At 64.9% G+C, this 23,106-nt stretch carries 20 protein-coding genes; 1 reads left to right on the top strand and 19 read right to left on the bottom strand.

Translation table 11 applies throughout. From position 1 onward, the window contains the following. The 18 genes from VGL40_05350 to VGL40_05435 form a co-directional block, all read right to left on the bottom strand. Nucleotides 1-210: hypothetical protein (locus VGL40_05350; GenBank protein HEY3314694.1), on the bottom strand; the 210-nt coding region annotated here is incomplete at its 3' end. Nucleotides 211-598: 388 nt separating this feature from the next. Further along, nucleotides 599-1,717, bottom strand: coding sequence for a trypsin-like peptidase domain-containing protein (locus VGL40_05355; protein ID HEY3314695.1), 1,119 nt, complete (start codon nucleotides 1,715-1,717; stop codon nucleotides 599-601). A gap of 419 nt (nucleotides 1,718-2,136) precedes the next feature. Continuing rightward, nucleotides 2,137-2,601, bottom strand: a complete 465-nt coding sequence (locus VGL40_05360; GenBank protein ID HEY3314696.1) for a F0F1 ATP synthase subunit epsilon — start codon at nucleotides 2,599-2,601, stop codon at nucleotides 2,137-2,139. A gap of 2 nt (nucleotides 2,602-2,603) precedes the next feature. Then, the gene (gene atpD, locus VGL40_05365) at nucleotides 2,604-4,046 is read right to left on the bottom strand and encodes a F0F1 ATP synthase subunit beta (GenBank protein HEY3314697.1); all 1,443 of its coding nucleotides are present in this window, start codon (nucleotides 4,044-4,046) and stop codon (nucleotides 2,604-2,606) included. A 12-nt stretch (nucleotides 4,047-4,058) separates the two neighbouring features. Then, nucleotides 4,059-5,027, bottom strand: a complete 969-nt coding sequence (gene atpG / locus VGL40_05370; GenBank protein HEY3314698.1) for an ATP synthase F1 subunit gamma — start codon at nucleotides 5,025-5,027, stop codon at nucleotides 4,059-4,061. 30 nt (nucleotides 5,028-5,057) lie between these two features. Next, nucleotides 5,058-6,635, bottom strand: a complete 1,578-nt coding sequence (gene atpA / locus VGL40_05375) for a F0F1 ATP synthase subunit alpha (GenBank protein HEY3314699.1) — start codon at nucleotides 6,633-6,635, stop codon at nucleotides 5,058-5,060. A gap of 13 nt (nucleotides 6,636-6,648) precedes the next feature. Beyond that, nucleotides 6,649-7,194: a F0F1 ATP synthase subunit delta gene (locus VGL40_05380; GenBank protein ID HEY3314700.1), complete on the bottom strand. Its 546-nt coding sequence runs from the start codon at nucleotides 7,192-7,194 to the stop codon at nucleotides 6,649-6,651. Then, nucleotides 7,191-7,679 (bottom strand): F0F1 ATP synthase subunit B, encoded by a 489-nt coding sequence (gene atpF / locus VGL40_05385; GenBank protein HEY3314701.1) that lies wholly within the window; start codon nucleotides 7,677-7,679, stop codon nucleotides 7,191-7,193. The genes VGL40_05380 and atpF overlap by 4 nt, the downstream gene beginning before the upstream one ends. A 125-nt stretch (nucleotides 7,680-7,804) precedes the next feature. Next, nucleotides 7,805-8,050, bottom strand: a complete 246-nt coding sequence (locus VGL40_05390) for an ATP synthase F0 subunit C (protein ID HEY3314702.1) — start codon at nucleotides 8,048-8,050, stop codon at nucleotides 7,805-7,807. 166 nt (nucleotides 8,051-8,216) lie between these two features. Then, entirely contained in the window at nucleotides 8,217-8,948 is a 732-nt protein-coding gene (gene atpB / locus VGL40_05395; protein HEY3314703.1) for a F0F1 ATP synthase subunit A, read from the bottom strand. Then, on the bottom strand, nucleotides 8,945-9,259 hold the full coding sequence (locus tag VGL40_05400; GenBank protein HEY3314704.1) for a hypothetical protein: 315 nt from the start codon (nucleotides 9,257-9,259) through the stop codon (nucleotides 8,945-8,947). The genes atpB and VGL40_05400 overlap by 4 nt, the downstream gene beginning before the upstream one ends. Continuing rightward, entirely contained in the window at nucleotides 9,256-9,633 is a 378-nt protein-coding gene (locus VGL40_05405) for an AtpZ/AtpI family protein (GenBank protein ID HEY3314705.1), read from the bottom strand. The genes VGL40_05400 and VGL40_05405 overlap by 4 nt, the downstream gene beginning before the upstream one ends. A gap of 130 nt (nucleotides 9,634-9,763) precedes the next feature. Continuing rightward, on the bottom strand, nucleotides 9,764-11,044 hold the full coding sequence (locus VGL40_05410) for an MFS transporter (GenBank protein HEY3314706.1): 1,281 nt from the start codon (nucleotides 11,042-11,044) through the stop codon (nucleotides 9,764-9,766). Beyond that, nucleotides 11,025-12,287, bottom strand: coding sequence for a UDP-N-acetylglucosamine 1-carboxyvinyltransferase (locus VGL40_05415; protein ID HEY3314707.1), 1,263 nt, complete (start codon nucleotides 12,285-12,287; stop codon nucleotides 11,025-11,027). Before VGL40_05415 ends, VGL40_05410 begins: the two co-directional genes overlap by 20 nt. Before the next feature lie 131 nt (nucleotides 12,288-12,418). Continuing rightward, complete coding sequence (locus tag VGL40_05420) at nucleotides 12,419-13,318, bottom strand: peptidase MA family metallohydrolase (protein HEY3314708.1); 900 nt, start codon at nucleotides 13,316-13,318, stop codon at nucleotides 12,419-12,421. Between the two features lie 214 nt (nucleotides 13,319-13,532). Next, complete coding sequence (locus VGL40_05425) at nucleotides 13,533-14,738, bottom strand: putative glycoside hydrolase (GenBank protein ID HEY3314709.1); 1,206 nt, start codon at nucleotides 14,736-14,738, stop codon at nucleotides 13,533-13,535. A gap of 253 nt (nucleotides 14,739-14,991) precedes the next feature. After that, a complete protein-coding gene (locus tag VGL40_05430) occupies nucleotides 14,992-17,028 on the bottom strand; it encodes a CapA family protein (protein HEY3314710.1) in 2,037 nt (678 codons plus the stop codon). Nucleotides 17,029-17,184: 156 nt separating this feature from the next. Beyond that, nucleotides 17,185-18,708, bottom strand: coding sequence for a peptidoglycan DD-metalloendopeptidase family protein (locus VGL40_05435; protein HEY3314711.1), 1,524 nt, complete (start codon nucleotides 18,706-18,708; stop codon nucleotides 17,185-17,187). Nucleotides 18,709-19,038: 330 nt separating this feature from the next. On the opposite strand from VGL40_05435, the gene VGL40_05440 reads away from it, so the two are divergent. Then, nucleotides 19,039-20,046, top strand: a complete 1,008-nt coding sequence (locus VGL40_05440) for a peptidoglycan DD-metalloendopeptidase family protein (protein ID HEY3314712.1) — start codon at nucleotides 19,039-19,041, stop codon at nucleotides 20,044-20,046. Nucleotides 20,047-20,180: 134 nt separating this feature from the next. Here VGL40_05440 and VGL40_05445 read toward each other — a convergent pair whose 3' ends face one another. Then, nucleotides 20,181-22,886 (bottom strand): stalk domain-containing protein, encoded by a 2,706-nt coding sequence (locus VGL40_05445; GenBank protein ID HEY3314713.1) that lies wholly within the window; start codon nucleotides 22,884-22,886, stop codon nucleotides 20,181-20,183. Between the last annotated feature and the right edge of the window lie 220 nt (nucleotides 22,887-23,106).

A 23,106-nucleotide genomic window follows, 5' to 3' on the forward strand; every position in this document is an offset into this window, starting at 1 on the left:
GGCCGCGCCGAAGTCCGTGCCGTAAGCGTTCAGGCTGAAGTCGGACCTGTGGCAGGTGTTGCAGCTGTCCAAGTTGGAGCCTTTGGCCGCGGGGTATTGACCGGTGAAGGAACTCAGGTACGATCCCTGGGCCAGGGCCACCCCGGAAACCGCCAGGATGGACAGGACGGCCAGGGTCGTGATGACGGCGAAGAGGACACGTTTCCTCACTGATTCGTCTCCCTTCCTTGTCACGGCTGCCTTGCTGTTGTGGGTCTTGTCCTGGATCATGGTTTGTTTTTTCACCTCCTTCCGCGTGAGCTCAGGACACCTTGCAGAGAGCCCCGTCAGGCTCTCTCGCAATCGTTATTGCGCCGAGGGACTAGCTGTGTTTTGTGCTTTCTTTCACTAACCCCCGTTCTGCTCCTCCCGCCCGGGAGCGGCAGGAACATCCGAATCAAACCATACGCTCAGCAGTTGTTCCTATTACATCTATTGCATCCTTGTGCCCGTAACATTTCGCCGGGGTCAAAGAAAGTCCTGCTAGATGCACGAAAAATGACCCCGATTCTGAGAATCGGGGTCTTGTCTCGTCCGTTTTGGGGGTTGGCCGCTACGTTCAGTTGGTGGCCGGCGCTTCCCCAAGGGTCACGGTGAAGGTCTGCTGGGCTCCGTTCCTCAGGACAACCACGGCGACCTTTGCGCCGACCTGGTAGGTGCGAATCAGGCTCCTGATCTCCGAGCTTGATTCGACGGCCTTGCCGTCGATCGAGAGGATGATGTCGTTCTTCTTGATCCCGGCACCGGCCGAAGGTCCGTTGGCGACCACGTCATAGGCCAGCACTCCGTGGTCGAAGTTGACGTTCAGCCTGACCGCCGCCTGGTCCTTGTCTACCAGGGTGACGCCCAAGTAGGGCCAGACCACACTGCCCTTGGTGACAAGCTGATCGACGATCTGGCGGACGGTGTTGATCGGGATGGCAAACCCGAGGCCCTCAACCCCGATCTGACCGATCTTGATGGTGTTGATCCCGATGATCTGCCCCTGCTCGTTGACCAGCGGCCCGCCGCTGTTGCCTTCGTTGATAGCCGCGTCGGTCTGGATGACGGTCATGTCCTTCGTCCGTCCATAATCGTCCTGGACCTGCACGGTGCGGTTGAGCCCGCTGATGACCCCGGCGGTGACGGTCCGCTCGAACTCGCCGACGGCGTTGCCGATGGCGACCGCCAGCTCACCGACCTTGAGGGTGCTGGAATCGCCGAAAGTGGCGGCCGGGAGAGTGCCGGCGTCGACCTTGAGCACGGCTACGTCGCTGTAAGAATCGCCGCCCATCAGCTTGGCCTGGATCGGGGCCTTGCCGTCGCCCAGGGAGACCATGATCTGGCTGGCCCTGTCGATGACGTGGTAGTTGGTAACGATGTAGCCCCGGCTGTCGAAGATGACCCCGGAGCCTTTTCCGACGTCGGCCAACTGGCTTGGACCGTACCATCCGCGGACCTGCTGCCGGTTGGTGATGGCGACGACGGACGGGGCGACGGCCTCAGCGATCCCGACCACCGGCCAAGTCGAAGAGCTGGGAAGGGCGGTGCTGACCGGACCGGCCTTGGCCCCGGACGGTTGCCCCAGGCTGGGGGCGGGACCGAAGTTGCTCCCGTAGCGCAGGGCCAGACCACCGCCGGCCACGCCGCCGAGGAGGGCGGCGACCACGGCCACGGCGATGATGGACCGGAAGGACATGTTGCGGTGCCTCCGCCCGGGGGGCGGGGGCGGCGTGGGGGATGCGGACTCAGCATTCATCACTTCGGGGGTCGTCACCAGTGGGTCGGACTGGGGGGGATCGATTGGAGTGGGGTTGTATGGTGTGGGATTGTAAAAGTCACTCATTCAGACCAGCCTCCATTTGCGTAATCGCCATTGATGGGTGCTTGTCCGGGTCGACCGCCGATGTGAGAAGCGAACGCCTGAAGCCATTCGCTCCGAACGACTGACCCTCTTCTAAGCCTTATTCTAGGCCGCTGTGCGGGCCGAGGCAAGTTAACATTCCTTTAAGTCAAGGGCCGCAAACTCAAGCCTGGCACGAACCCAAAGCTATCCTGGGAAAGCCGGACCCCGGCCGGAGCCCGGCCGGGGTCGAAGGTTAAGGTCCGTTAGTCAATTCATTCGTGTTCCGGACGGTCCCGCTCCACTGGGCCGAATACCCGGTCCGGGGCAACGCCCGCCGCCCGCAGGCGGGTGACCGCCCGCTTCAGAGCCAGCTCGGCCCGGGCCACGTCGATGTCGCTCTGGCGCCTGGCGACGAGTCGCTTACGGGCCCGCTCGAGAGAGGCCTTGGCCCGCTCGACGTCAATCTCCTCGGCCCGCTCGGCCGTCTCGGCCAGGATGACCGCCTTTTCATGGACGACTTCAAAGAAGCCACCGGCGACGGCCAGTCGCTTGTAGGTCCCGGCCTGCTTGTACTTAACCAGGCCGATCCTCAGGCCGACCACCATCGGGGCGTGGCCGGGGAGGACCCCGATGTACCCGCGCGCGCCGGGGACGATCAGCGATTCGGTGTCCTCACCGAGGATCACCCGTTCCGGCGTGATGACCTCGAGGCGGATGCTCTGCCCGGCTGCGGCCATGCTCAAACCTTCTCCCCGGTGAGCTGCTTGGCCTTCTCCACCGCTTGCTCGATGGAACCGACGTTGTAGAAGCCGTCCTCGGGAAGGTCGTCATAACGGCCCTCGAGGATCTCCTTGAAGCCGCGAACAGTGTCGGCAATCTTGACGTACTCGCCCTCCCGACCGGTGAACTCGCGGGCCACCTGGAAGGGCTGGGTGAGGAACTTCTGAATGCGGCGGGCCCGGGCGACGGTTTGCTTGTCGGCGTCGGACAGTTCGTCCATGCCGAGGATGGCGATGATGTCCTGGAGTTCCACGTAGCGCTGAAGGATCTGCTGAACGCCGCGGGCCGCCTGATAGTGATCGGCGCCGACAACGCCCGGCTCGAGGATCCGGGAGAATGAGGCCAGCGGGTCGACGGCCGGGTACAGCCCGAGCTCGAAGACGGCCCGGGAGAGGTAGATGAAGGCGTCGAGGTGGGCGAAGGTGGTCGCCGGGGCGGGGTCGGTCGGGTCGTCGGCCGGTACGTAGATGGCCTGGACCGAGGTGACCGAGCCCTTCTTGGTCGAGGTGATCCGCTCCTGCAGGTTGCCCATCTCGGTGGCCAGGGTCGGCTGGTAGCCGACGGCCGACGGCATGCGGCCGAGGAGCGCGGAGACCTCTGAACCGGCCTGGGTGAAACGGAAGATGTTATCGATGAAGACCAGGAGGTCCTGGCTTTCTTCGTCGCGGAAGTGCTCGGCCATGGTCAGCCCGGTCAGGCCGACCCGCAGGCGGGCCCCCGGCGGCTCGTTCATCTGGCCGAAGACGAGGGCGGTCTTGTCGAAGACCCCGGCTTCTTTCATCTCGTTCCAGAGCTGTGTGCCTTCGCGGGTCCGCTCGCCGACCCCGCAGAAGACTGAGTAGCCGCCGTGTTGGAAGCCGATGTTGTAGATGAGCTCCATGAGGATGAAGGTCTTGCCCAGACCGGCCCCGCCGAAGAGGCCGATCTTCCCGCCCTTGGCGAAGGGGGTCAGGAGGTCGATGACCTTGATCCCGGTCTCGAGGACCTGCCGTGACGGCTCTTGCTGGATGAAGGTCGGCGGCTCGCGGTGGATGGGGAGCCGCTTGTCTGTATTCACCGGGCCCTGCCCGTCGACCGGCTGGCCGAGGACGTTGAAGATCCGGCCCAGGGTGGCCTTGCCCACGGGGACCGTGATCGGCCCGCCGGTGTCGACGACGGCCATGCCGCGGCGAAGACCGTCGGTCGACGACATGGCCACACACTTGACGACGTTGTTCCCGAGGTGCTGGGCGACCTCCAGGGTGAGGTTGATGCGGATCGGGTCGTTCGGGTTGAAATCCGGTTGGTCCTCGCTCTTGATCACGAGGGCGTTGTATAGCCCTGGCAGGTCACCCTGGGGGAACTCGACGTCGACCACGGCGCTGATGACCTGCAGAACATGGCCTGTCTTGACTCCTGGCATGGTCCCCACCTCCTACTTGAGAGCTTCAGACCCGCCAACGATCTCCGCGATCTCGCGGGTGATGGCGGCCTGGCGGGCTCGGTTCATGTCGAGGGTCAGCTTATCGATCATCTCGGCGGCGTTATCGGTGGCCAAGCCCATGGCGGTCATCCTGGCTCCCTGCTCGCTGGCCCGGGCCTCGAGCAGGGCGCGGTAGACGCGGACCTGCACGTATCTCGGAAGGAGCGAGTTGAGCACCTCCGGACCGGAGGGCTCGTAGATGTAGTCGACCTCGGCCGCCGTCTCGGTCCTCGCCGATTTGGCCGACCCGGCGGCTTCATCCGCTTTGGCCGGCCCGCCTGAGGGCGAGGCTTCGTCCGGGCCGCTGATCGGGAAGAGCCGGGCGACCGTCGAGCGATAAGTCATGGCGTTGACGAACTCGCTGTAGACCAGGTTGACCTCGTCGGCCGTCCCGCTAGTGAAGAGGCCGGTCAGCTCGTTAGCGACCTGCCGGGCCTGGGCAAAGCTGGTCTCGTCGCCGGCCGGGACGAACTTGGCCGGGAGGCTGAACCCGCGTTTCGCGAAGAAGTCGCCGGCCTTGCGTCCGATTGGGACGATCCCGACGTACTCGAGCCCCTGACGCCCCTGGATGTGACTCTGGGCCGCCCGGATCATGTTGGTGTTGTAGCTTCCGCAAAAGCCACGGTCGCTGGTGAGGACGGCGTAGACGACTTTCCTTGCTACCCTCGGCCGCATCAGGGCCTCGACCATCGAAGCCGTGTCGTCGTCCTGTCCCTGGGCGCCCTCAGGGTTCGGGGCGTGGGCGGCGAGGACGCGGCGGAGCATCTCTTCGATCTTGGCGGCGTAAGGCCGGGCCTTGGTCGCCCGTTCCTGGGCCTTGACCAGTTTGGCCGCGGCCACCATCTTCATGGCCTTGGTGATCTGCTGGATGTTCTTGACGACGCGGATGCGCCTTCTCAGTTCTCTTACTCCGGCTGCCAAGGACCCTCACCCCCTTTGCGCGCCCTCATGTCAGGCCGTCGCGACGTTACCGCCCGCCTCGGCGGTCTGGGCGTCCTGCTTCTGGGCGGCGGTGTAGCGGGCCTTGAAGGCATCGGTGACCTGCTTGAGCCGGTCGAACAATTCCTTCGAGATGATCTTCTTCTCGCGGATCTCTTTGAGGATGTCGGCCTGACCGGCCCGCATGTACTGGAGGTACTCGCGCTCGAAGGGGCGGACCTGCTCGACTTCCAGGTCGTCGACATAGCCCTTGGTCGCCATGTAGAACGAGACGACCTGCTCCTCGACGGGCATCGGCTGGTACTGGTCCTGCTTGAGCAGCTCGGTCAGGCGCTTGCCGCGGTTCAGGCGGGCCTGGGTGATCTTATCGAGGTCCGAGCCGAACTGGGCGAAGGCCGCCAGTTCGCGGTATTGGGCGAGGTCCATCCGGAGCGACGGCACGACCTGCTTGATCGCCTTGATCTGGGCGCTGCCGCCGACGCGGGAGACCGACACGCCGGCGTTGATGGCCGGGCGGATGCCGGCGAAGAAGAGGTCGGACTCGAGGATAATCTGGCCGTCGGTGATCGAGATGACGTTGGTCGGGATGTACGCGGAGATATCGCCCAGCTGGGTCTCGATGAGCGGCAGGGCGGTCAGCGAGCCGGCGCCCAGCGCGTCGTTGAGCTTGACGGCCCGCTCGAGGAGGCGGGAGTGGAGATAGAAGACGTCGCCGGGGAAGGCCTCCCGGCCCGGCGGGCGTCGAAGCAGCAGGGACAGCTCTCGGTAGGCCACGGCGTGCTTGGACAGGTCGTCGTAGACCACCAGGGCGTGCTTGCCATTGTAGCAGTAGTACTCGCCCATGGCGCAGCCGGAGTATGGAGCGATGAAGAGGAGGGGCGCCGGGTCCGAGGCGGCGGCGAGGATGACCGTGGTGTACTCCAACGCGCCGTGCTCCTTGAGCTTCTGGACGACGTTGGCGACGGTCGAGACTTTCTGGCCGATGCCCACGTAGAAGCAGTGAACGCCCTGCCCCTTTTGGTTGATGATGGTGTCGAGGGCGATGGCCGTCTTGCCGGTCTGGCGGTCGCCGATAATCAGCTCGCGCTGGCCGCGGCCGATCGGGGTCATCGCGTCGATCGCCTTGATTCCCGTCTGGAGCGGCTCATGGACGTTCTTCCGGGCGACGACGCCCGGGGCGATGACCTCGATCGGGCGGCGTTCGGCGGTGTCAATCGGCCCCTGGCCGTCGATGGGCTGGCCGAGCGGGTTGACCACCCGGCCCATCAGGGCGTCGCCGACGGGGACGTCCATGACCCGGCCGGTCCTCCGGACTTCGTCACCTTCCTGGATGCTTTCGTAATCACCGAGGATGGCGCAACCAACGTTGTCCTCTTCGAGGTTGAGGGCCATGCCGTAGACGCCGTTCCGGAACTGGAGCAACTCGGAGGCCATGCACGAGGTCAGGCCGTAGATGCGGGCGATCCCGTCACCGACCTGGATGACCCGGCCGACCTCGGAGATTTCGATTTCCGATTTATACTTCTCGATCTGTTGCTTCAAGATCGAGCTGATTTCCTCAGGTCGGAGCGAGCTTGACAATGTCTTCACCCCTCAGCTTGGTTTAGCCCAGAGAGCCCCTGGCCATCTCTCGCCGCAGTCGGTCCAGTCGAGTGCGAAGGCTGCCGTCGTAAAGACGATCGTCGATCCGGACCACGAGCCCGCCCATGATCTTCTCATCGACGGCGCCCATCAATCTCACGTGCTTGCCCATGGTTTTCTCGAGGGCCCGCACCAGGCCAGCCTGTTCACCGGGTCCCAAGGCCACCGCCGAGGTCACCTGGACCTCGACGATGTCCAGGTGCTTGTCGACCAGCCCATTGTAAGCGCTGATCACCTCGGCCAAGTGCTCGATGCGGCGCTTATCCACCAGGAGGTGGAGGAGGTTGGCGAGGAGCGGGTGGATGGGCCTGGGGAAGGTCTGGTCGATGAGGGCCTTCTTCTTGGCCGGGGCCACCAACGGATCGGCCAGGATGGCCACCGCCTCGGGCTGGCTTTCGAGATAGCGGCCCACACCCTTGAGCTCCTGCCGAAACTGGTCGACCAAGCCCTTCTCGGCGGCCAGGTCGAAGAGGGCCTGGGCGTAACGCCGGGCCACCGAGCCGGTCATGACTTGGGCTCCCCGATCTCGGCGACGACCTCATCGACAAGGCGCCGGTGGTCGACGGCGGAGAGGCTCTTCTGAATGATCTTGCCGGCGACCATGGTGGCCAGACCGGCGATCTCCTCGCGCAGTTCGGCCACGGCCTTGTCCTTCTCGCGGGCGATGGTCTCTTCGGCCTTCTTGAGCAGGCGCTCAGCCTCGTCGCGGGCTTGGCTCGCGACCGCGTTGCGGCTCTCTTCCGCCTGCTTGGCCGCCTTGTTGAGAATCTCCCGCGCCTGGACCTCAGCCTGGGCCAACTGGGCCTCCAGCTTCCTGCGCGTCTCCTCGGCCTCGTTCTGTGCCTTCTCCGCCCGAGACAGCCGGCCGTCGATCTCTTCGGCCCGCCCATCGAGGAGTTTGAGCACTGGGCGGTAGAGGAGCCAGGTCATGACGGCGGCGAAGACGATGAAGTTGATGACCGCCCAGATGAGTTCGGTCCTACCGAATTCCAAAGGGTCTCCCCCCTCTAGTCGGAGAAAGGTTTGCCTCCCACAGCGGGCTGCGATCAGTGGTCCAAGGGTTTCGGGCAAGGGGCGGCCGGAGGGGTGCCGGCCGCCCCACACTTACGACGGACGGACTACCTTAGCGCGATCCCGGAAATAGTGCCGTTGAGGACGAAGATCAAGGCGAAAACGAAAAGCGTGAGGGCCTCCATGAAGACCAGAGCCAGCATCATCGACGTGCGAATGTCGTTGGCGGCCTCCGGTTGACGCCAGATGGCGTCCATGGCCGCGGCAGCGGCCTTGCCCTGCGCGGTAGCCGAGCCGATGGCGGCGGCGGCGATAGCGATGGCGGCGGCAGCGCCGAAGATGGCGACAGCGATAGCAGCGCTCAAAACTCTACCCCCCTTTCCCCTTCCCAATCGTGATTGAACAAAGCCGGCACGAAAGAACCCCTGAAAACCCAGAAACCCTTGCGGTGACCGCTTTCCCAGACCGCCCGGCCCTGGCCGGGGAGGAAAGCATAAGACGACAGACAGTCAAAGCGGGTCAGTGATGGGCTTCCTCGACCGCCGAGCTGATGTAGATGGCGGTCAGGAACATGAAGATAAAGGCCTGGATCGCCCCAAAGATGATCTCCAGGGCCATCGGGATGATTGGCAGGAAGTAGGGCACGGCCATCAACAGAGCCAGGACGACCGTCTCCCCGCCGAACATGTTGGCCACGAGACGAAGGGACAGGGCGAAGGGCCGGACGATTTCCTCGATCAGCCCCAGCGGGATGAGCAGCGGGGCGAGGTAGACCGGCTGGAACATGTGGGCGAAGTAGCGGAGCCCGCGTTTCTTGAGCCCGTAAAAAAGAGTCATGATGAAGACGATGCCGGCCAGGCCGGCGGTGACTCCCCAATTGCTGGTGGGCTGCCGGAGCCCGCGCAGATGGCCGGCCCCAGGCAAGAGTCCGCTGTAGTTGGAGAGCAGGATGAACAAGAACAGGCTGACCAAGAGAGGCAGGAACTGCCGGGCCCGTTTCGGGCCGACGATCGTCGTGAGGAACGACATCAGGCCATCGACGATGTACTCGGCCAGGGCCTGCCACCGCGAATGAGGGACCATCTCGAGACGCCTTGTCCCCATCCAGGCCACGACGAAAAGGAGGAGCATGACTCCCCACATGGTGGTCACGGCACTGGTCACCGGGAGACCGACCCCCGGGATGGTGAACAGGACGTCGGAGTGCTCAGCCGTGCCTACGGCGGCGGCCAGGACCAGTGAGTTGATCATCGGCGAGCCCCCCCTCCATAGTAGAGTTGAATGACGGTGACGGTCGGAAACACCAGGAGGCCGAAGAGGGCAGCCAGGATGGCCCACTGGTCACGGAACAAGGTGTAGACCAGAAGCAGCGCGGCCAGGTTGGAGACGTTCCGGAGGACCATCCGCCACCCGAGGCCGCGCATCGCGGGGGCCCGGCCGGGTGGCGATTGGCCCGTCCCACCGGCTTTGTCGGTGACAGCGGGGGTGGCCCCCCGGAGCAACCACCAGTTAAAGGCGCCAACGACAAGGCCAAGGGTGAGGCCGACCAGCGGGCCGGTCATGGTCGGCTCCCCTTCCCCGGGCGGTCGTCCGGCGCTCCGGACCGGCCTTCCTTCGCCGGGTCCGGACCGGGCCGGGATTTCCTCGGGGCGAAGAGGTCGGGGACGATTTCCCGGAGGACGGTCCTGAACCCCGCGGTCACCCCGAGGCCCAAACCGATGAGGGTCAGCCAGGGGTAGGTGCCGAACCGCCGGTCAAGCCACTGCCCGCCATAGAAGCCGATGAAGAAAGCAAAGGCCAAAGTTAGGGCAGATGTGAAAGCGGTCGCAAAGTACTGCCCGACGCCGAAGCCCGAGCGGCCGCGATCCTTGGGACGCCCGAAGCCGCCGGGCCGGCGCTCGCGTCCCTGATTTTGGTCCTGATCGTTCGGGCCCATAGCTCACCGCGCTCTCGCGGCCGGTTGTGGAGGGCTCCCGTGGTTTGTGAAAGACCTAGTTCGGGCAATCACAACCGGCAACATTATTCCATTAAAGAGTTTGGAATCCTGCTCTGCCAGGGCTAATTTTTTACTGGTCGGCCCCAGTCAATGCGGCCCCCCCGCCGGACGTGGCTTGATGATTCATCCGGTCGGCCAGGAGGATCGGGACGAGCCCGATGACGATCACCGCGGCGCCGATGGAGAACATCGGTCTCATCCCGAGGACGGGGAGGAGAGCCGTGCTGAGGAAGGGGATGGTCGCCCCGCGGAGGCCCATCAGCGTATAGTGGAGGCCGAAGTAAACCGACGTGCGCTTTTGGGCCAGGAGCATGACCTCGGACAGCCAGCCGATCTCCAGCCCGGCGTCACTCTGGCCGATCAAGATGTGGGCCAAGATCAGGGGCCCCAGCGAGTCGGCACGGCTGTATATCAGCGCGGCAAGGGCATAGCCGACCACCCCGGCAATCAAGGGGACCGTCGGCCGAAGCCTGTCGGCTACCTGCCCCCAGCCACGAAAGGCCGCCAACCAGGCCACCGACCAAGTGACCGAAAGGATGGCCACCTGACTGTAGGATAGGTGGAGTTCCCGAACCTGGAAGATCGGGTAAAGGGGGGCGACCAAGAGGTTGCCGGCCCCGAAGAGCATGAAGCCGCATAGGTGGGTCAGGAAGCGGCGATCGCTCTTGATCGCGGCCAGCTGCTCCCGGAGGCCCGGGCGGGCGGCGGCCGGACGGGTGCGGGCAGGCTTCCCTTCTTCCTCGGGGGGCTCAGAGACCCTGGAGAAAAGGGAGATGGAGCCGACTCCGACGAGCGCCGCGACGGGGAAGAGCAGACGATGGCCGAAGGCATCCAGGGCGCGGCCGGCCAGAAAGCTGAAGACCGAGAAGGTTACCCCGATGGCCACCCGGACGGCCGCCAGCAGACGACCGCGGTAATTCGCCGGATAGATCTTCTCCATCAGTCCGGTCATGGCCGGGCCGGGGATCGCAATGAGAAAATTATAAAGCAAAACGATGACTGCGTACACCCAAGGGTCGCGGGTAAATGCGACCATGATAAGGGCCAACCGGCCAATGATGGTCGGCCAGACCACCCACGGCAACTTCGCCCTCGATTGGCTGACCTGTCCCCAGAAGATCGAGGTCAGGTAGCCGATGTAGGGGGCGGCGGTGATCACCCCGACGGTCGCGTTCGAGGCCCCCAGCCGGATTCCGGCCACGGCGATGAACGGAAGGAGGGCCCCTGCGTGGATGCCATACAGGGACCCCGAAATGGCGTCGATGGCAAGATTGCGCCTCGTCCGAGGGTCGAGGACCACCGGGGAGAACCCGAGCAGTCTGCTGGAGAGATCAGCCCTGCATACGCGCAATCTTTGCTCCCAGTGCCCGGAATTTGTCGGACAGTCGCTCGTACCCGCGGTCGACGTGCTCGATGCCGCTGATCTCGGTCTGCCCTTCGGCCATCAGGCCGGCGATGATCAGGGCCGCCCCGGCCCGGAGGTCGGTGGCCCGCACCGGCGCGCCCATCAACTTTGGCACACCTTCAATGATGGCCATGCGCCCTTCGACCCGGATGTTCGTCCCCATCCGCTTGAGCTCGTCAACGTGCTTGAAACGGCCCTCCCAGATGCTCTCGGTGACGAAGCTGGTCCCCTCGGCGACCGACAGGAGGACGCTCATCGGTTGCTGGGCATCGGTCGGGAAGCCGGGATAGGGCAGGGTCTTGACGTTGACCGCCCGGGGTCGCGGGCGGGACATGGTCACCCGAATCGAGTCGCCGTTCTGCGTGACTTCGGCCCCGGCCTCGACAAGCTTGGCCGTGATCGGGTCGAGATGCTTGGGGATGACGTTGTCGATGAGGACGTCACCCCGGGTGGCCGCGGCGGCGATCATGAAGGTGGCCGCCTCGATCTCGTCCGGGATGACCGCATGGACGCAGCCCGACAGGCTCTTGACGCCGCGGATGCGGATGACGTCGGTACCGGCCCCCTGAATTTTGGCCCCGCAGGAGTTGAGGTAGTCGGCCAGGTCGACGATGTGAGGTTCTTTGGCGGCGTTCTCGATGGTCGTCGTCCCGTCGGCGAGGGTGGCCGCAAGCATGATGTTGATGGTCGCCCCGACGCTGACGACGTCGAGGTAGACCTGGGCCCCGGTGAGACCGTGCGGAGCGCTCACCCTGACCACCCCGTGCTCGATGGTGGCCTCGGCGCCGAGCGCCCGGAAGCCCTTGATGTGCTGGTCGATCGGGCGCAGGCCAATGTCGCAGCCGCCCGGCAGGGCCACCTCGGCCTCACCGAAGCGGGCCAGCAGGACACCGAGCAGGTAATAGGAGGCCCGAAGCCGCTGAGCCAGTTCGCGGGGGGGGGTGATCCCGGCCACAAGCCCGGTCGGGTCGATGCTCATGGAGTCGCGGTCCTGCCTGACCGAAAGGCCCATGCTCTTGAGGATATCGGCATAAACGGAGACATCGCCGATGGCCGGCAGGTTCTCGATGTGGCTGGCTCCCTCGGCCAAGAGGGTCGCCGGGATGACCGCGACGACGGAGTTTTTTCGCCCGCCGACGCGCACCCGGCCGTGCAGCCGTCGTCCGCCGGTGATGACGACTTTCGCCAAATCATGCCCTCCAGCCAGCCCGCCGACTTCGGTCTGTCTACGCCGAGACGGCCCCTGCTTCACAGGAGCCGTCCTGAGCGGGGCTGCTGCGGTTCTATTCGTCACCCGGTTAGTTTTTCCTTCAGTACCAGTCATTGATTCCACCTATCGGGCTGGTCGTAAACCCAGGTCAGCCAAGCCTTCTCGAAGTCGGTGCCGGCCAGACCGCTGTGGCTTTTGAGAGCCTGGTCGAGACTTGCCCCCTTCGACAAGTCGGTGATCAGTCCTTGCAGGGCCTCCGGACCGTATTTTTCGGCGATAAAGCTGATCATGGTAAAGGACTCGCGGTAGGCCAGCGCCTGGTTGTCCAGACTGTCAAAGCGGTTCTGGAGATCGTTCAAGGTGTAGAGGCTCTGGTCGAGCGATGACTCGGGCTCGATCCAGATGAACCCGGTCAGCCGGTGCTCCTCATATTGCGCCAACCCCTCAGTGAACCACCGCGGGTAATTGCCGCTGGTCTTGTAGTCGAGGACGTAGTGGGTCAGCTCGTGGGCGATGGGACCGTTCTTCCTGAATGACCGTTCCATCTGGTTTGGATTGGTGGTCCCGGTCCAAGCCTTCGGAGAGAGGACGCGGATCACGCCGGTCCAGTACACACCCATGGCATCGTCTAGGGACGGCCAGCCGAAGCTGTTCTTCAGATCGTCCCGGGTCGGGTAGAGGATTAGGGTAACCTTGCCCGGCGGTGTGTAGGCCAGGTCTCGGGTGACCGGGGCATAGAAGGATTCGGCCGTCTTGAGGACCATCGGGGCCACGTCCTGATCGGCCAACTCGTAGCGGAGGACGAAATGGTCGCTCTCGAGGATTTCGAACCCGCTACTCCGGGCGACGGCAACGGCCTTCCCCCGCTCGCGCAGTTGATTGTAAACGACCGAGCGGACCACCTCGAAATGGGTCGCCAGGCCGTAACTAAGGACGGCGAGCGGCAGGAGGATGGCCATTGCTTGCAGTACGTGGCGGATTTGAATGTGGATCACGCTCTTACTGAACAATTGGCCCACCTTCTTTGGGGGAGCGGGCAGGACCATTTTACATAAGATTAGCTCGCCTTCAATTATAGCCGACACAACATTGGTGAGACAGTGGTAATTGTTACTGCAAGCTGCTGTTTTGCCCTGGATTGGCGCGCGTGAGGCCGGCGCTGAGGGCCAGCGCCGGCCTCGAGTCTTCGACAAGAATCGTCGCCCGGCGGGCGGGCGGTTCGGGCTACTTTCCGGTGCCCCCCTGACCGGTGGCCGGGTCGGACGGATTGGTGGTGGTACTCTCTTGTTTGGCCAGGTCCTCGTTCAAGACGCCGAAATCGACGTCGCGGGTGTACTTGTTCTTGGGGTCCCAGAGCATGAACTGGCGCACCCCCGCCTTGGCCAGGGCCCTCAACTGCGCTTCGACCTCAACCTTGCCGTATTGGTGGCGGAGGCTGAAGTCCTGGATCCACGGGCGGACATGGTCGGTGCTCAAATCGGGGGTCTTGGCCTTGCCCTTCTCGATCGAGGCGAAGACGGTCTCGTAGGGGGCCGAGTCGGGATCCTTTAGTCCGTAGTTGCCGGACGAGTAGTGCGAGGGGTAGACCATCGGCGAGATGTAATCGACGGCCCTGGCAATCCCGGCGTAGTCCTGGCCGATCATCATGTCGTCCTCGACGGTCGTCGTCAGACCGAAGACGTCGGCTGAGACGAACACGTTCAGAGGCTCCAGTTCCTGCTTGGCGTAGTCCAGGAAGTCCGTGATGGCGGCGACCCGCTTCTCCTGGTTCAGGCCGAGGGTGGTGGCGGCCAGCTTCCGCTCGGGGAAACGCACGTAATCGAACTGGATCTCCTTGAAACCGGCCTTGGCGGCGGCTTTGGCGATGTCGACGTTGTACTTCCAGACCTCCTGGTTGAGCGGGTCGGACCAGGTCAGGCCACGGGTGTCACGCCACTTGGCGTTCAGGATGGCCAGGTCGGGGCGTTTCGACGAGAGCAGCGGGTCACAGAAAACGACGATCCGGGCGATGGTGTAGATGCCTTGGTCGGCCAGTTCCTGCAGGAGGGCCGGGGCGTCCTTGATCTTCTCGCTGTTCGAGCCGATCTCCCGGGCCAGCGGGATATCGGTTTGGAAGGAGATGCGGCCGTCGTCGTCCTTGGCGTCGATGACCATGGCGTTGAGGTCGGCCCGCTTGGCGAAGGCCAGTAAGTCATCGACGCGCTGCCGAGACCCGGCCGTGTAGCCGGTCAGATAGAGACCCCGCACGTGGACCGGGACCTTCGGTGGTGGGGACGGCGGGGCCGGTGGCGATGGCGGAATCGGTGGGTCGGGCGCGACCACCTGACTCGGCGGGCGAAGCCAGGGGATGGACGCGCGCAATCCGCCGGGCAATGAGCAACCGGCGGCGAGAAAGGCGACAAGGCTGGCGATGGCAATGGCTCTCTTCATTTTGGACCCCTGGGAGACTGATCCGAGTGTCCTTGTCGCTCGTGGATCGGCCCGATTCCTGTTTGATGTCCTATTCGCGCAGCTACACATATCTCCTTCCGGTTTTCGACAAGGGGCCGAGAGAATATCAACAAGAAAAGCGCCTTGGCTAAGGCGCTCCTCGCGGGGTCAGGCGATTCGTGTTCTGGCCGATCGGCGGCGGATCAACCGTGGCGGGCCATGAGGCGGCCTCGCCGACGGGCCGAGCGTTCAGCTACGGTTGCGGCGATGCGACCAAAGGCGCGGAGTCGAAACCTTGACCGGCCACAACCGGACCGACGCCGGTCCCAAGGGGCAGGCAGAGAGTGGCGAACCGCCGCAGTTGGGCCGCCGCGGTCTGGCCGGTGACCGGGCGCGGTTGACCATCGTCGATGCGGACGGGAATGACCGTGGGACTCAGTCCGGGGCCGGCTCCGCGGCCGGCGCCGGCTCCGCGGCCGATGACCGTCGTCAGAATGAGGCTCTCGACCTGGCGCGGTTTCCTCTGGTCGTAAACGTAGTTCCCCAGGCTGTAAGCGATGAGACCGTCCCGGTGAAACTCGATGCCCTGAAGGACATGGGGATGAGTCCCGGCGACCAGATCCGCGCCGGCCTCGATGAACCCCTTGGCCATGGCCCGCTGGTCCAGCCGTGGGTAATCGGCTTCTTCGACCCCCCAGTGCAGGTAGATCACTACGGCGTCGCTCTCGGCCTTAGCCGCCCGGGCATCGGCCTCAATCAGCGCCGGCTTGAGCGGCGCGGTACCGGATTGGCGATCGGTGGCCTCGAAGCTCCTCGGGTAGTCGAGGCTGAAGTACAGCGGGGCAAACTCGTTGTAGGCCAGGAAGGCCACCTTCACCCCGCCGGCTTCGACGAAGGCCGGCCGCCGGGCGTCGGCCAGGTCGCGTCCGGCGCCGAACCAGACTAGCCCGTTTTCCATCAGCACCTCGATGGTCTGAGCCAAGGCTTCGCTATCGTAGTCGAGGATGTGGTTGTTGGCCAGTCCCACCGCGTCGAGGCCGGCCCCGCTCAGGGCAGCCACGCTCGACGGCCGGCCGCGCAGCCAGATCTGCTTGTTCGGCAGGGGGCGCCCGGTGTCGGCCAGGGCCGCCTCGAGGTTGGCCGCGGCAATGTCGGCCCGCCGCAGAAGGTCGGCCGTGGCCGACAGGGGATAGTCCCCCCCGCGTTCAGCCATCAGGGTATCGATCCGGCGGGCCAGGCTGATGTCGCCGACGATGGTCAGGGAGGCCCGGGGGCTCGTCGCCTGGCGGCGGGCGTCCTGGGGGCGGGGGTCCTTGGCCGCCGGGTACGGGTTGGGCCAGCGAGGCCAGGACCAACGATCGACTGAAACGGGCCAGGTCTCGGAGAGCGGTCGGCCATGGCCGGTTAGGGCAACCGCCTTGACCCCGGCGACCTGTCCGGCGTTGAAGACTAGGAGGTCGATGGCCAGCGCCCGTAGCGAGCGTTCCTTGATTCGCCCCGTGTAGGCCGGGACCAGGTCGAGGGAGAGCGCGCCGGCGCTCTGGTCGAATCGGGTCACGCTGACCTCGCCGGGCCGGGGAACGACCATCGCCGCCCGGCCGACGGCCTCAAAGGCCATCAAGGCCCTGATGGACGCGTCGACCGCGAGGCGGGGGTCGGCCGGCAAGTCGAGCCCATCGGAGCAGCCGAGGTAGAGTCGCCCACCGACGGCCAGCGGCACATAGAGCCGGCCGCCGAGGGCGCTGCCGGCCGGCTGGACCTCGATCGCCCCGCTTGTCGGCCGGCCGTCGTTCAGGACGACCAGCTGATCGAGGCCGCCGAGGCCCTCGTTGATGGTCTCCCGGAGTTGGGCGATCGCCGCTTCGGGCAGGGCCGCGCCGGGAAGGCCGCCGAGGTCGACCACAGCGAACCGCCCGCGCCACGAGACTTTGTTCAGACGGACCGTGGCGGGAATGGCCGAGATCAGACCGGAGCCGGTCGACGGGCCCCCGAGGAGGGCCTCGATGGCCAGGTACCCCCGGGCCTTGTCGCCGGGAGTGGGCCGGCTGACCGGCACCAAGATGTCCCGGGCCGGGGAACCCCCGCGGTTCTGACTGCCGGCCGTCAGGTAAAAGGTCATCAGACGAGGGCCGGAGGAGGCTTCGGCCGAGGCCAGATAAGGCCGGCCGGCCGCCCATGACGGCCATGGGCGCAGGTGCGTCCAGGCCAGGGTGCCCAGGGCGAGGGCGGTCAGGACGACCAGAACCGGGACCGCCGGGCCGGTCAGGGAGCGGCGGCGGGAGCGGCGCACGTTGTCACCTCGCGTCTTCTCAGCTTGGCGGCCGGACACGTCCGGCCGGAGTTGGGGGCCGTGGTCTCCCAAACAGTATAATGCGAAAGGCCGGGGATTACCCCCGGCCCCCGGCCCGTTTCTCCTCAGTCCTCTTCCGGGCCCTTGGTCAGGGGCTCACTTGGGATAGAAGCCAAGCGGATTGACCGTTTTGTTGTCCAGCCGGACCTCGAAGTGGAGATGTGGCCCTGTGCTGTTGCCCGAGCTGCCGACAAAGCCGATGACCTGTCCCTTCTCGACCGTCGAGCCCTCGCGAAGGCCCGCGGCATAGGCGTTAAGGTGGCCGTACAAGGTGACGACGTGGCCGCCGCCGTGGTCCAACATGATCGTCCGGCCGTAGCGGCCTTTCGACCCGAGGTAGACGATGGTGCCGGCATCGGCCGCATCGACCTCGGTGCCCCTGGGGGCGGCGATGTCAACGCCGGTGTGGAGCCCGCTCCAGCGCCAGCCGAAGCCCGAGGTGATCTGGCCGGTGGCCAGCGGCCAGTAGAGTGTCCCGGTGCCCAGAGCGGGCGCCCGCTTGGTCCCGCGGACCTCGATTTGGAGGTTTGGTTGGGATAGGACCTTTTCGGCCAGGACGATGGTCTTCTGCTGGCGGTCGGAGGTCCGACGCTCGATGCGGTAGGTGACTTCCTTTTGGCCGCCGGTGCCGGCTTGCTTGACCACGTTCTGCCAGGGCCACAGGGCAGGGTCCTCGACCACCTGGATGGGGAAGGGGATCCATTCTTTGACCGTCTTTATCTCCACGCTGATGATGCTCAGGTAGGGGTTGGCCTCGATGAGGCTGAGGGTCTGCCCGGGGACGATATTGCCCGACTTGGGGACCTCGGGGTTGGCCTTGAGAAGCGAATCGACGGTCGTCCCGTGCCGGGAAGCGATGGTCCAGAGGGTGTCGCCCCTGGAGACCACGTAGGTCTCGACCTTGTCGGTCCCGCGGGTCAGGATGCGCTTGGCCTCGTCCTTGGTGCGCAAGCGGTCGAGGGAGACGTCCGCCGCCTCGACGACCACCTTCTGCTCGAACTCGAGGCTGGCCACCGAGGCGCCGCGCTGCTGGATTCGCCAGGCCTCCTCGGCCTTGAGCTCGTCGACGACCGCCTGGACCTCGTCCTCCTTGAGGAGTCCGACCACGTCCCGTCCCTCAATGCGGATCATGAAACCCCCGACGACGAAGGGCGACACGTTCCGAAGGGCCTCGCGGACAGCCCGTGCGTCGGCAAGCTCAGGAAGCGCGGCCGGAATGGTCGCTCCCCGGGCCTCCGCCTGGGGGCCGGACTGGGAGTCCGTCCCCTGAGCGCTCACGCCCGTCTGAACCTCGGCGACCGGGGCTCCCTGACCGTCGGCCATGGCCTGTTGGGCCTGATCCTGCCCCTTGGGATTGAGGTACCGGACCAGGGAGACCTGGCGGCCGACGTGAACCGGGCGCCCCAGTTCACCGGTCAGTTCCGTCGCCAGGTCGTTGAGGGCCTGCTTGACCAGGCTCTTCCCATGGACCATGCCGAGGGCCCGGCCGTTGACTTCCAGGACGTAGGTGGACCGACCAGCGAGGACGACGCCGGTGAATACTCCGGCCAGGAGGAGAGCCCCGGCGGCGGCTGCAAGGAACCTGAATTGAGGTCTTCTCACCAGCTTGTGGAGGGACATGGTTGGACCTCCCAGGAGCCGAAGACTTCCGAGAGCTGCTTCGACTTGCGAGAGAATTTTTCCTCCCTAGCCAATCGAGTCATGATTCAGGAAAAAGGTGTCGTCTCATGGTATTGTGTGCCGTCGGTGGCTGGATTCATACAAAACCGCATGCTCTGGGGCAGATCACCAGCTACGCCAGCATTTACATCAAGGGGATTGGCGTCGGGGGTCAAAGATGTTCCTTGTCAGGTTTGCTAAATCAGGAAGCTCGAGGCAAGTGAGGGCGGTATTGCCGCCCAGCCGACGGGCTTCTTTGGCGATGGGCCACGGCCGCCTGGATGATCGAAAGTGAGGTGCAAAGGACTGAAGCCAAGAGCCATCAAGACCTTCATGACTTTGAGTTTGGTCGGCCTTCTGATGATCGTCTTCGTGACCGGCCGCGGCCTGGTACCGCAGGGGGCGCGAAGACGGGTCCCTGACGGGCCCGGCAGCCCGATGAGCGCGGCTGATCCAGCCGCCTTGGCCGACCCCGAAGCCTTGTTCGATACAAAGGACCCGGCCAACCAGTTGACGGCAACGGCGACGGCTGGGAACACCCCGGCTCGACCAACCATCATCACCTATGAGATCAAGTCCGGAGACACCATCTGGGACCTGGCTTCCCGCTTTGGGGTGACGGTTGATTCGATCATTGCCTCCAACGGGCTGAGCTCGTCCGGACGAATCGGCCCCGGCCAGTCCATCAAGGTCCCTTCCGTGCCGGGGATCATCGTCCGGGTTAAGTCCGGGGAGACCCTCTGGAGCCTGGCCCAAAGGTATGGCTTGAAGACCGCGGACATCGCCGCGGCCAACGGCCTCGACGAGCAGGCCGCCGTGAGAATCGGCGACGAATTGCTCTTGCCCGGGGCCCTGGCGATCAGCCAGCCTGTTCAGGTGGCCTCGCGCGGGACTTCCCGTTCCTCGGGGTCTGGATCTTCGAACCCATCCGCCTTCGGTTTCATCTGGCCGGTGCATGGCCCGATCACCTCGTCCTTCGGCCCTCGCAGCGGGGGAACCCACACCGGCCTTGATATCGGCGTGGGGATGGGCACCTCGGTGCATGCCGCCAAGGCCGGCTCGGTGGTTTCGGCCGGCTGGATCTCGGGCTATGGACTGGCCGCGGTGATCAGCCATGGGGGCGGCGTCACGACCCTTTACGCCCACAACTCGAAGCTGCTGGTCAAGGCGGGCGATTCGGTCGGGCAGGGCGACGTCATCGCCCTCTCCGGTTCGACCGGTCGTTCGACCGGCCCCCACGTCCACTTCGAGATCCGCGTCAATGGACAACCGATCAACCCGCTGTCGAGGTTGCCGTAGCGGGTGTGGAACAGCTTCCTGGTAAACTGAAGGGAGGGGAACGACCCCCTCCCTTTCTCGTTGCAACCGTGGTTTGGCCGCTCGGTGTTGGATTGCGCCGGCGCCTCCGACCGGCTCGGGCGCTTCAATCGGGATTAGGGATGCGTGGAAATGATGACGGCCTGGCTCTCCTGATTCCAGCCTACCGTGGCGTCGAGGGCCTCGCCGATAAAGCGAACGGGGACCAGCGTCCGCCCGCCCACGGGCTGGGCAGGCACATCAAGGGCCACCGTCCGGCCGGCGACTTGGGCTACTGGGGCGCCGATGATGAGGGTTACCGTTCGGCCCCGTTGAGTCAGAGTGACGGTCTGGGAGTCGGGGTCCCACCCCACCTCGGCACCGAGGGCCTCGCTGATGGCTCTGAAGGGTACCAGGACTCTTCCGTCAATTAGCTGTGGCGGCACATCAAAGTCAATCAGGCGGCCGTCGCAGACTACCTGAATGGAATCCGGGTTCGTGGAAAGCACCTGACGGCCCCTGAGAAACCCGACTCCATCTAGCAGATCGACTTGAACCCAGCCCGCCCCTACGGGAATCGCCCGGCCCGGGACGGCGGCCTCAATCCGGCCGCCGGTGGTGACCTCGAAGCGCGGGTCGGCGAGAGTCGGCATGGCCGGGAGCGAGACCACTCCCCCGGCCGTCCGCACCATGAAGGGTACGGGGTCCACTGAGTGAACCCAGTAGAGGGAGCCGATCATCCGATCCTCCACTTGCTCCGCGCGGTAGACCTGGAACTGCGCGTGGTAGGCGAAGGCGGGGAGGGTCAGGTTACTGAGGTCGAAGCGTCGGCGTTCAGGATCCGTGGTGGTGATGCGAAAGACCACTTGGGTCACGTAGACATTTCCGTCCATGACCTGTCGGGTAAATTCAAGGGGTGCGGACAGGGCGGCCGTCGCCGCCTCGGTGGGTGGGTATCCTTCGAAGCTCCGCAGGTGCACCTCGAATAGGACGGTCTCCGAGGGAGCCGGTCGGTCCAGGAGCACGGCCGCCTTCTGGGGCAGGCCGCTCAGGTAGTGTTCCGTTTGAAGCGACCCGGCGTACCCGCCCTGAAGTAGGAGCGATGTCTCGTCCTTCTCGGTCGCGTTCCACTGGCTCAATGGGAGTAGGCCGGCGGGGTCGAGGTCAATGCCGAGACTTGACCAGAAGGCGAAGAAGCCGGCATGGTCCCGACCGGTGGCCGCACCCAGGGCCCTTTCGACGTCTTCTCGGCTCAGCCCGGAGTGGCCGGTCTCCTGCAGGTACCGCAGGAAGGGCGGCAGAGCGTCCTGGCGGTACCGGCTCACGTTGTGCGGGTAGGTGGCGTAGTGGGGCCATTCCCCTCCCTTGGCCGCCGCGATGTCGAGGAAGGCCAGGAAAAGCAGACGATTGCCCCAGAAGTACCGATCGGCCATCTCCTCCACGTAGGTCTTGAAAGACGGCAGGAGCGGGATGAAGTCTTCCCCGGAAAACTGATTCTGGGTCGCCACTTGGCGGAAGTATGGCTCGCTGCCCGGGCCCGCCACCTGCTCGAATGCGCTGGTGACCAGACCGTCATCAAGGTCCTGCGGGGCAGTCCGGTCCTTCACCTTGCCCCAGAGGGCCCCGGCAAAGGCGGCGATGTCTCTCTGGCCCGCGCTGGCCTCCTTGATATACCGGTCCAACAGGTAGACCTGCATGGCCGACCGGTTGTACTTGACGTGCATCTCGTTGGCCCCGATGCCGAAAGCCTGGCCTCGCTGCTCCAGGGCATAGAACTCAAAGAGCTTTCCGGGGAAGGTCTGATCGTCGAGAACGGCGGCCGGCACGGTCTGCTCCAAGTAGGTCGCCAGCCCCTCGCGGAGGAAACGCCCCTGCCCCGAATAGTCCAACGGCAACTTGGTCTGGTCTTTCCAGAAACTGTACTGATGGATTAGATGATGGGCCACCTCCGGCTCTGAGTGGCGCGGCCAGATCTGCATGTAGTGGAACCAGTCCACGTTGGTCAGAACGCTCGCAACGCCGGCGCCCGGTTGCTTGACATTGGTGAAAAGGACCTTGTGGGCAGGAAGCGGACCCATGATGTGATCCCTGATGTAGGCCGCCAGCCGCTCGGTCATGGCCAGGTAGGCCTCAGCCTCCTCCCATGGGGCGTTGCCATATGACGGGGCCCACATCTGAGAGGCGGGATCACGGTCGAACCAGACGTACTGATAAGTGTCGCCCCAGGCGGTCGTCCGCGTCACCGAGAGGAGCGGGCGCCCTCCGGTAAAATAGGCCTTCGCGAAGTCGTATCGGAGATCGCCCCACAAGTCCGGAACAGCCGTGAAAGACCCTCCCTCCTCCGGCAGGGAGGAGAAGGCCGTGGTCCCAGGCGGCAAGTCGAGCTTGACCGTGATTCGTTCTGGTCGCTGGGCCGGGATCAGGAAGACGTTGGCGGCGGTGAAAAAGAGGGCCAGCGGTCGGAAGACCACGTCAAACTGGCCGGCAGGACTCCCCGCCCGCAGGCCGTCAATGACATAGCTGACCGAGAACCTCGCGGCTTGGCCGTTTTCGGTCACCAAGCTGTCACCGTCCCACCGCCAGGGGAGCGGCCGGCCGTCGGAGTCGGTGGCCGACGAAATGGACAGCGCCTCCCGGACCTGCCAACTCCCCTTGTAGGTCAGACGGGTGACCGGTTCCGTGGCTCCGAAAACGTCGACGGTGATCCGCGGCCGGTCGGGCTCACTCAGGGCGAGGGTATAGACCACCGTGGGCGAAGGGGCCGCGGCGCTGTCGACCAGCCGTGGTGGCAGTAGGAGGGTGATGAGGGCTAAGGTCAGGAGTCCGGCAACCAGTCGCTTCATCGTCATCCACCTTTCCAAGAACCCTCGGCCCTATGATTATGGCCCGAACTGGTTATTCCCTGCCGGCCAATCAGCCCGGGAGGCCGTGTCAAGGCTTAGTAGGTGAGGTCCCCTTGTTTTTGCTTTTGTTTAGGCGACCCGCTGTGTCGAAGCGATCTCTCTGAGCACGTGTTTTATCCATGGAGTGCCGGCAAACGGGCCGGTGAGGGCGGGCACCTTG

It is taken from the genome of Bacillota bacterium (assembly GCA_036504675.1).
Lineage (GTDB): Bacteria > Bacillota > Sulfobacillia > JAJYWN01 > JAJZPE01 > DASXUT01.

Coding starts and splice junctions, on each gene's coding strand:
- VGL40_05360 (HEY3314696.1), bottom strand. CDS start 2,601: ATGGCCGCAGCCGGGCAGAGCATCCGCCTCGAGGTCATCACGCCGGAA.
- VGL40_05380 (HEY3314700.1), bottom strand. CDS start 7,194: ATGACCGGCTCGGTGGCCCGGCGTTACGCCCAGGCCCTCTTCGACCTG.
- VGL40_05425 (HEY3314709.1), bottom strand. CDS start 14,738: ATGAAGAGAGCCATTGCCATCGCCAGCCTTGTCGCCTTTCTCGCCGCC.
- VGL40_05355 (HEY3314695.1), bottom strand. CDS start 1,717: ATGTCCTTCCGGTCCATCATCGCCGTGGCCGTGGTCGCCGCCCTCCTC.
- VGL40_05445 (HEY3314713.1), bottom strand. CDS start 22,886: ATGAAGCGACTGGTTGCCGGACTCCTGACCTTAGCCCTCATCACCCTC.
- atpB (HEY3314703.1), bottom strand. CDS start 8,948: ATGATCAACTCACTGGTCCTGGCCGCCGCCGTAGGCACGGCTGAGCAC.
- VGL40_05400 (HEY3314704.1), bottom strand. CDS start 9,259: ATGACCGGCCCGCTGGTCGGCCTCACCCTTGGCCTTGTCGTTGGCGCC.
- atpD (HEY3314697.1), bottom strand. CDS start 4,046: ATGCCAGGAGTCAAGACAGGCCATGTTCTGCAGGTCATCAGCGCCGTG.
- VGL40_05435 (HEY3314711.1), bottom strand. CDS start 18,708: ATGTCCCTCCACAAGCTGGTGAGAAGACCTCAATTCAGGTTCCTTGCA.
- VGL40_05405 (HEY3314705.1), bottom strand. CDS start 9,633: ATGGGCCCGAACGATCAGGACCAAAATCAGGGACGCGAGCGCCGGCCC.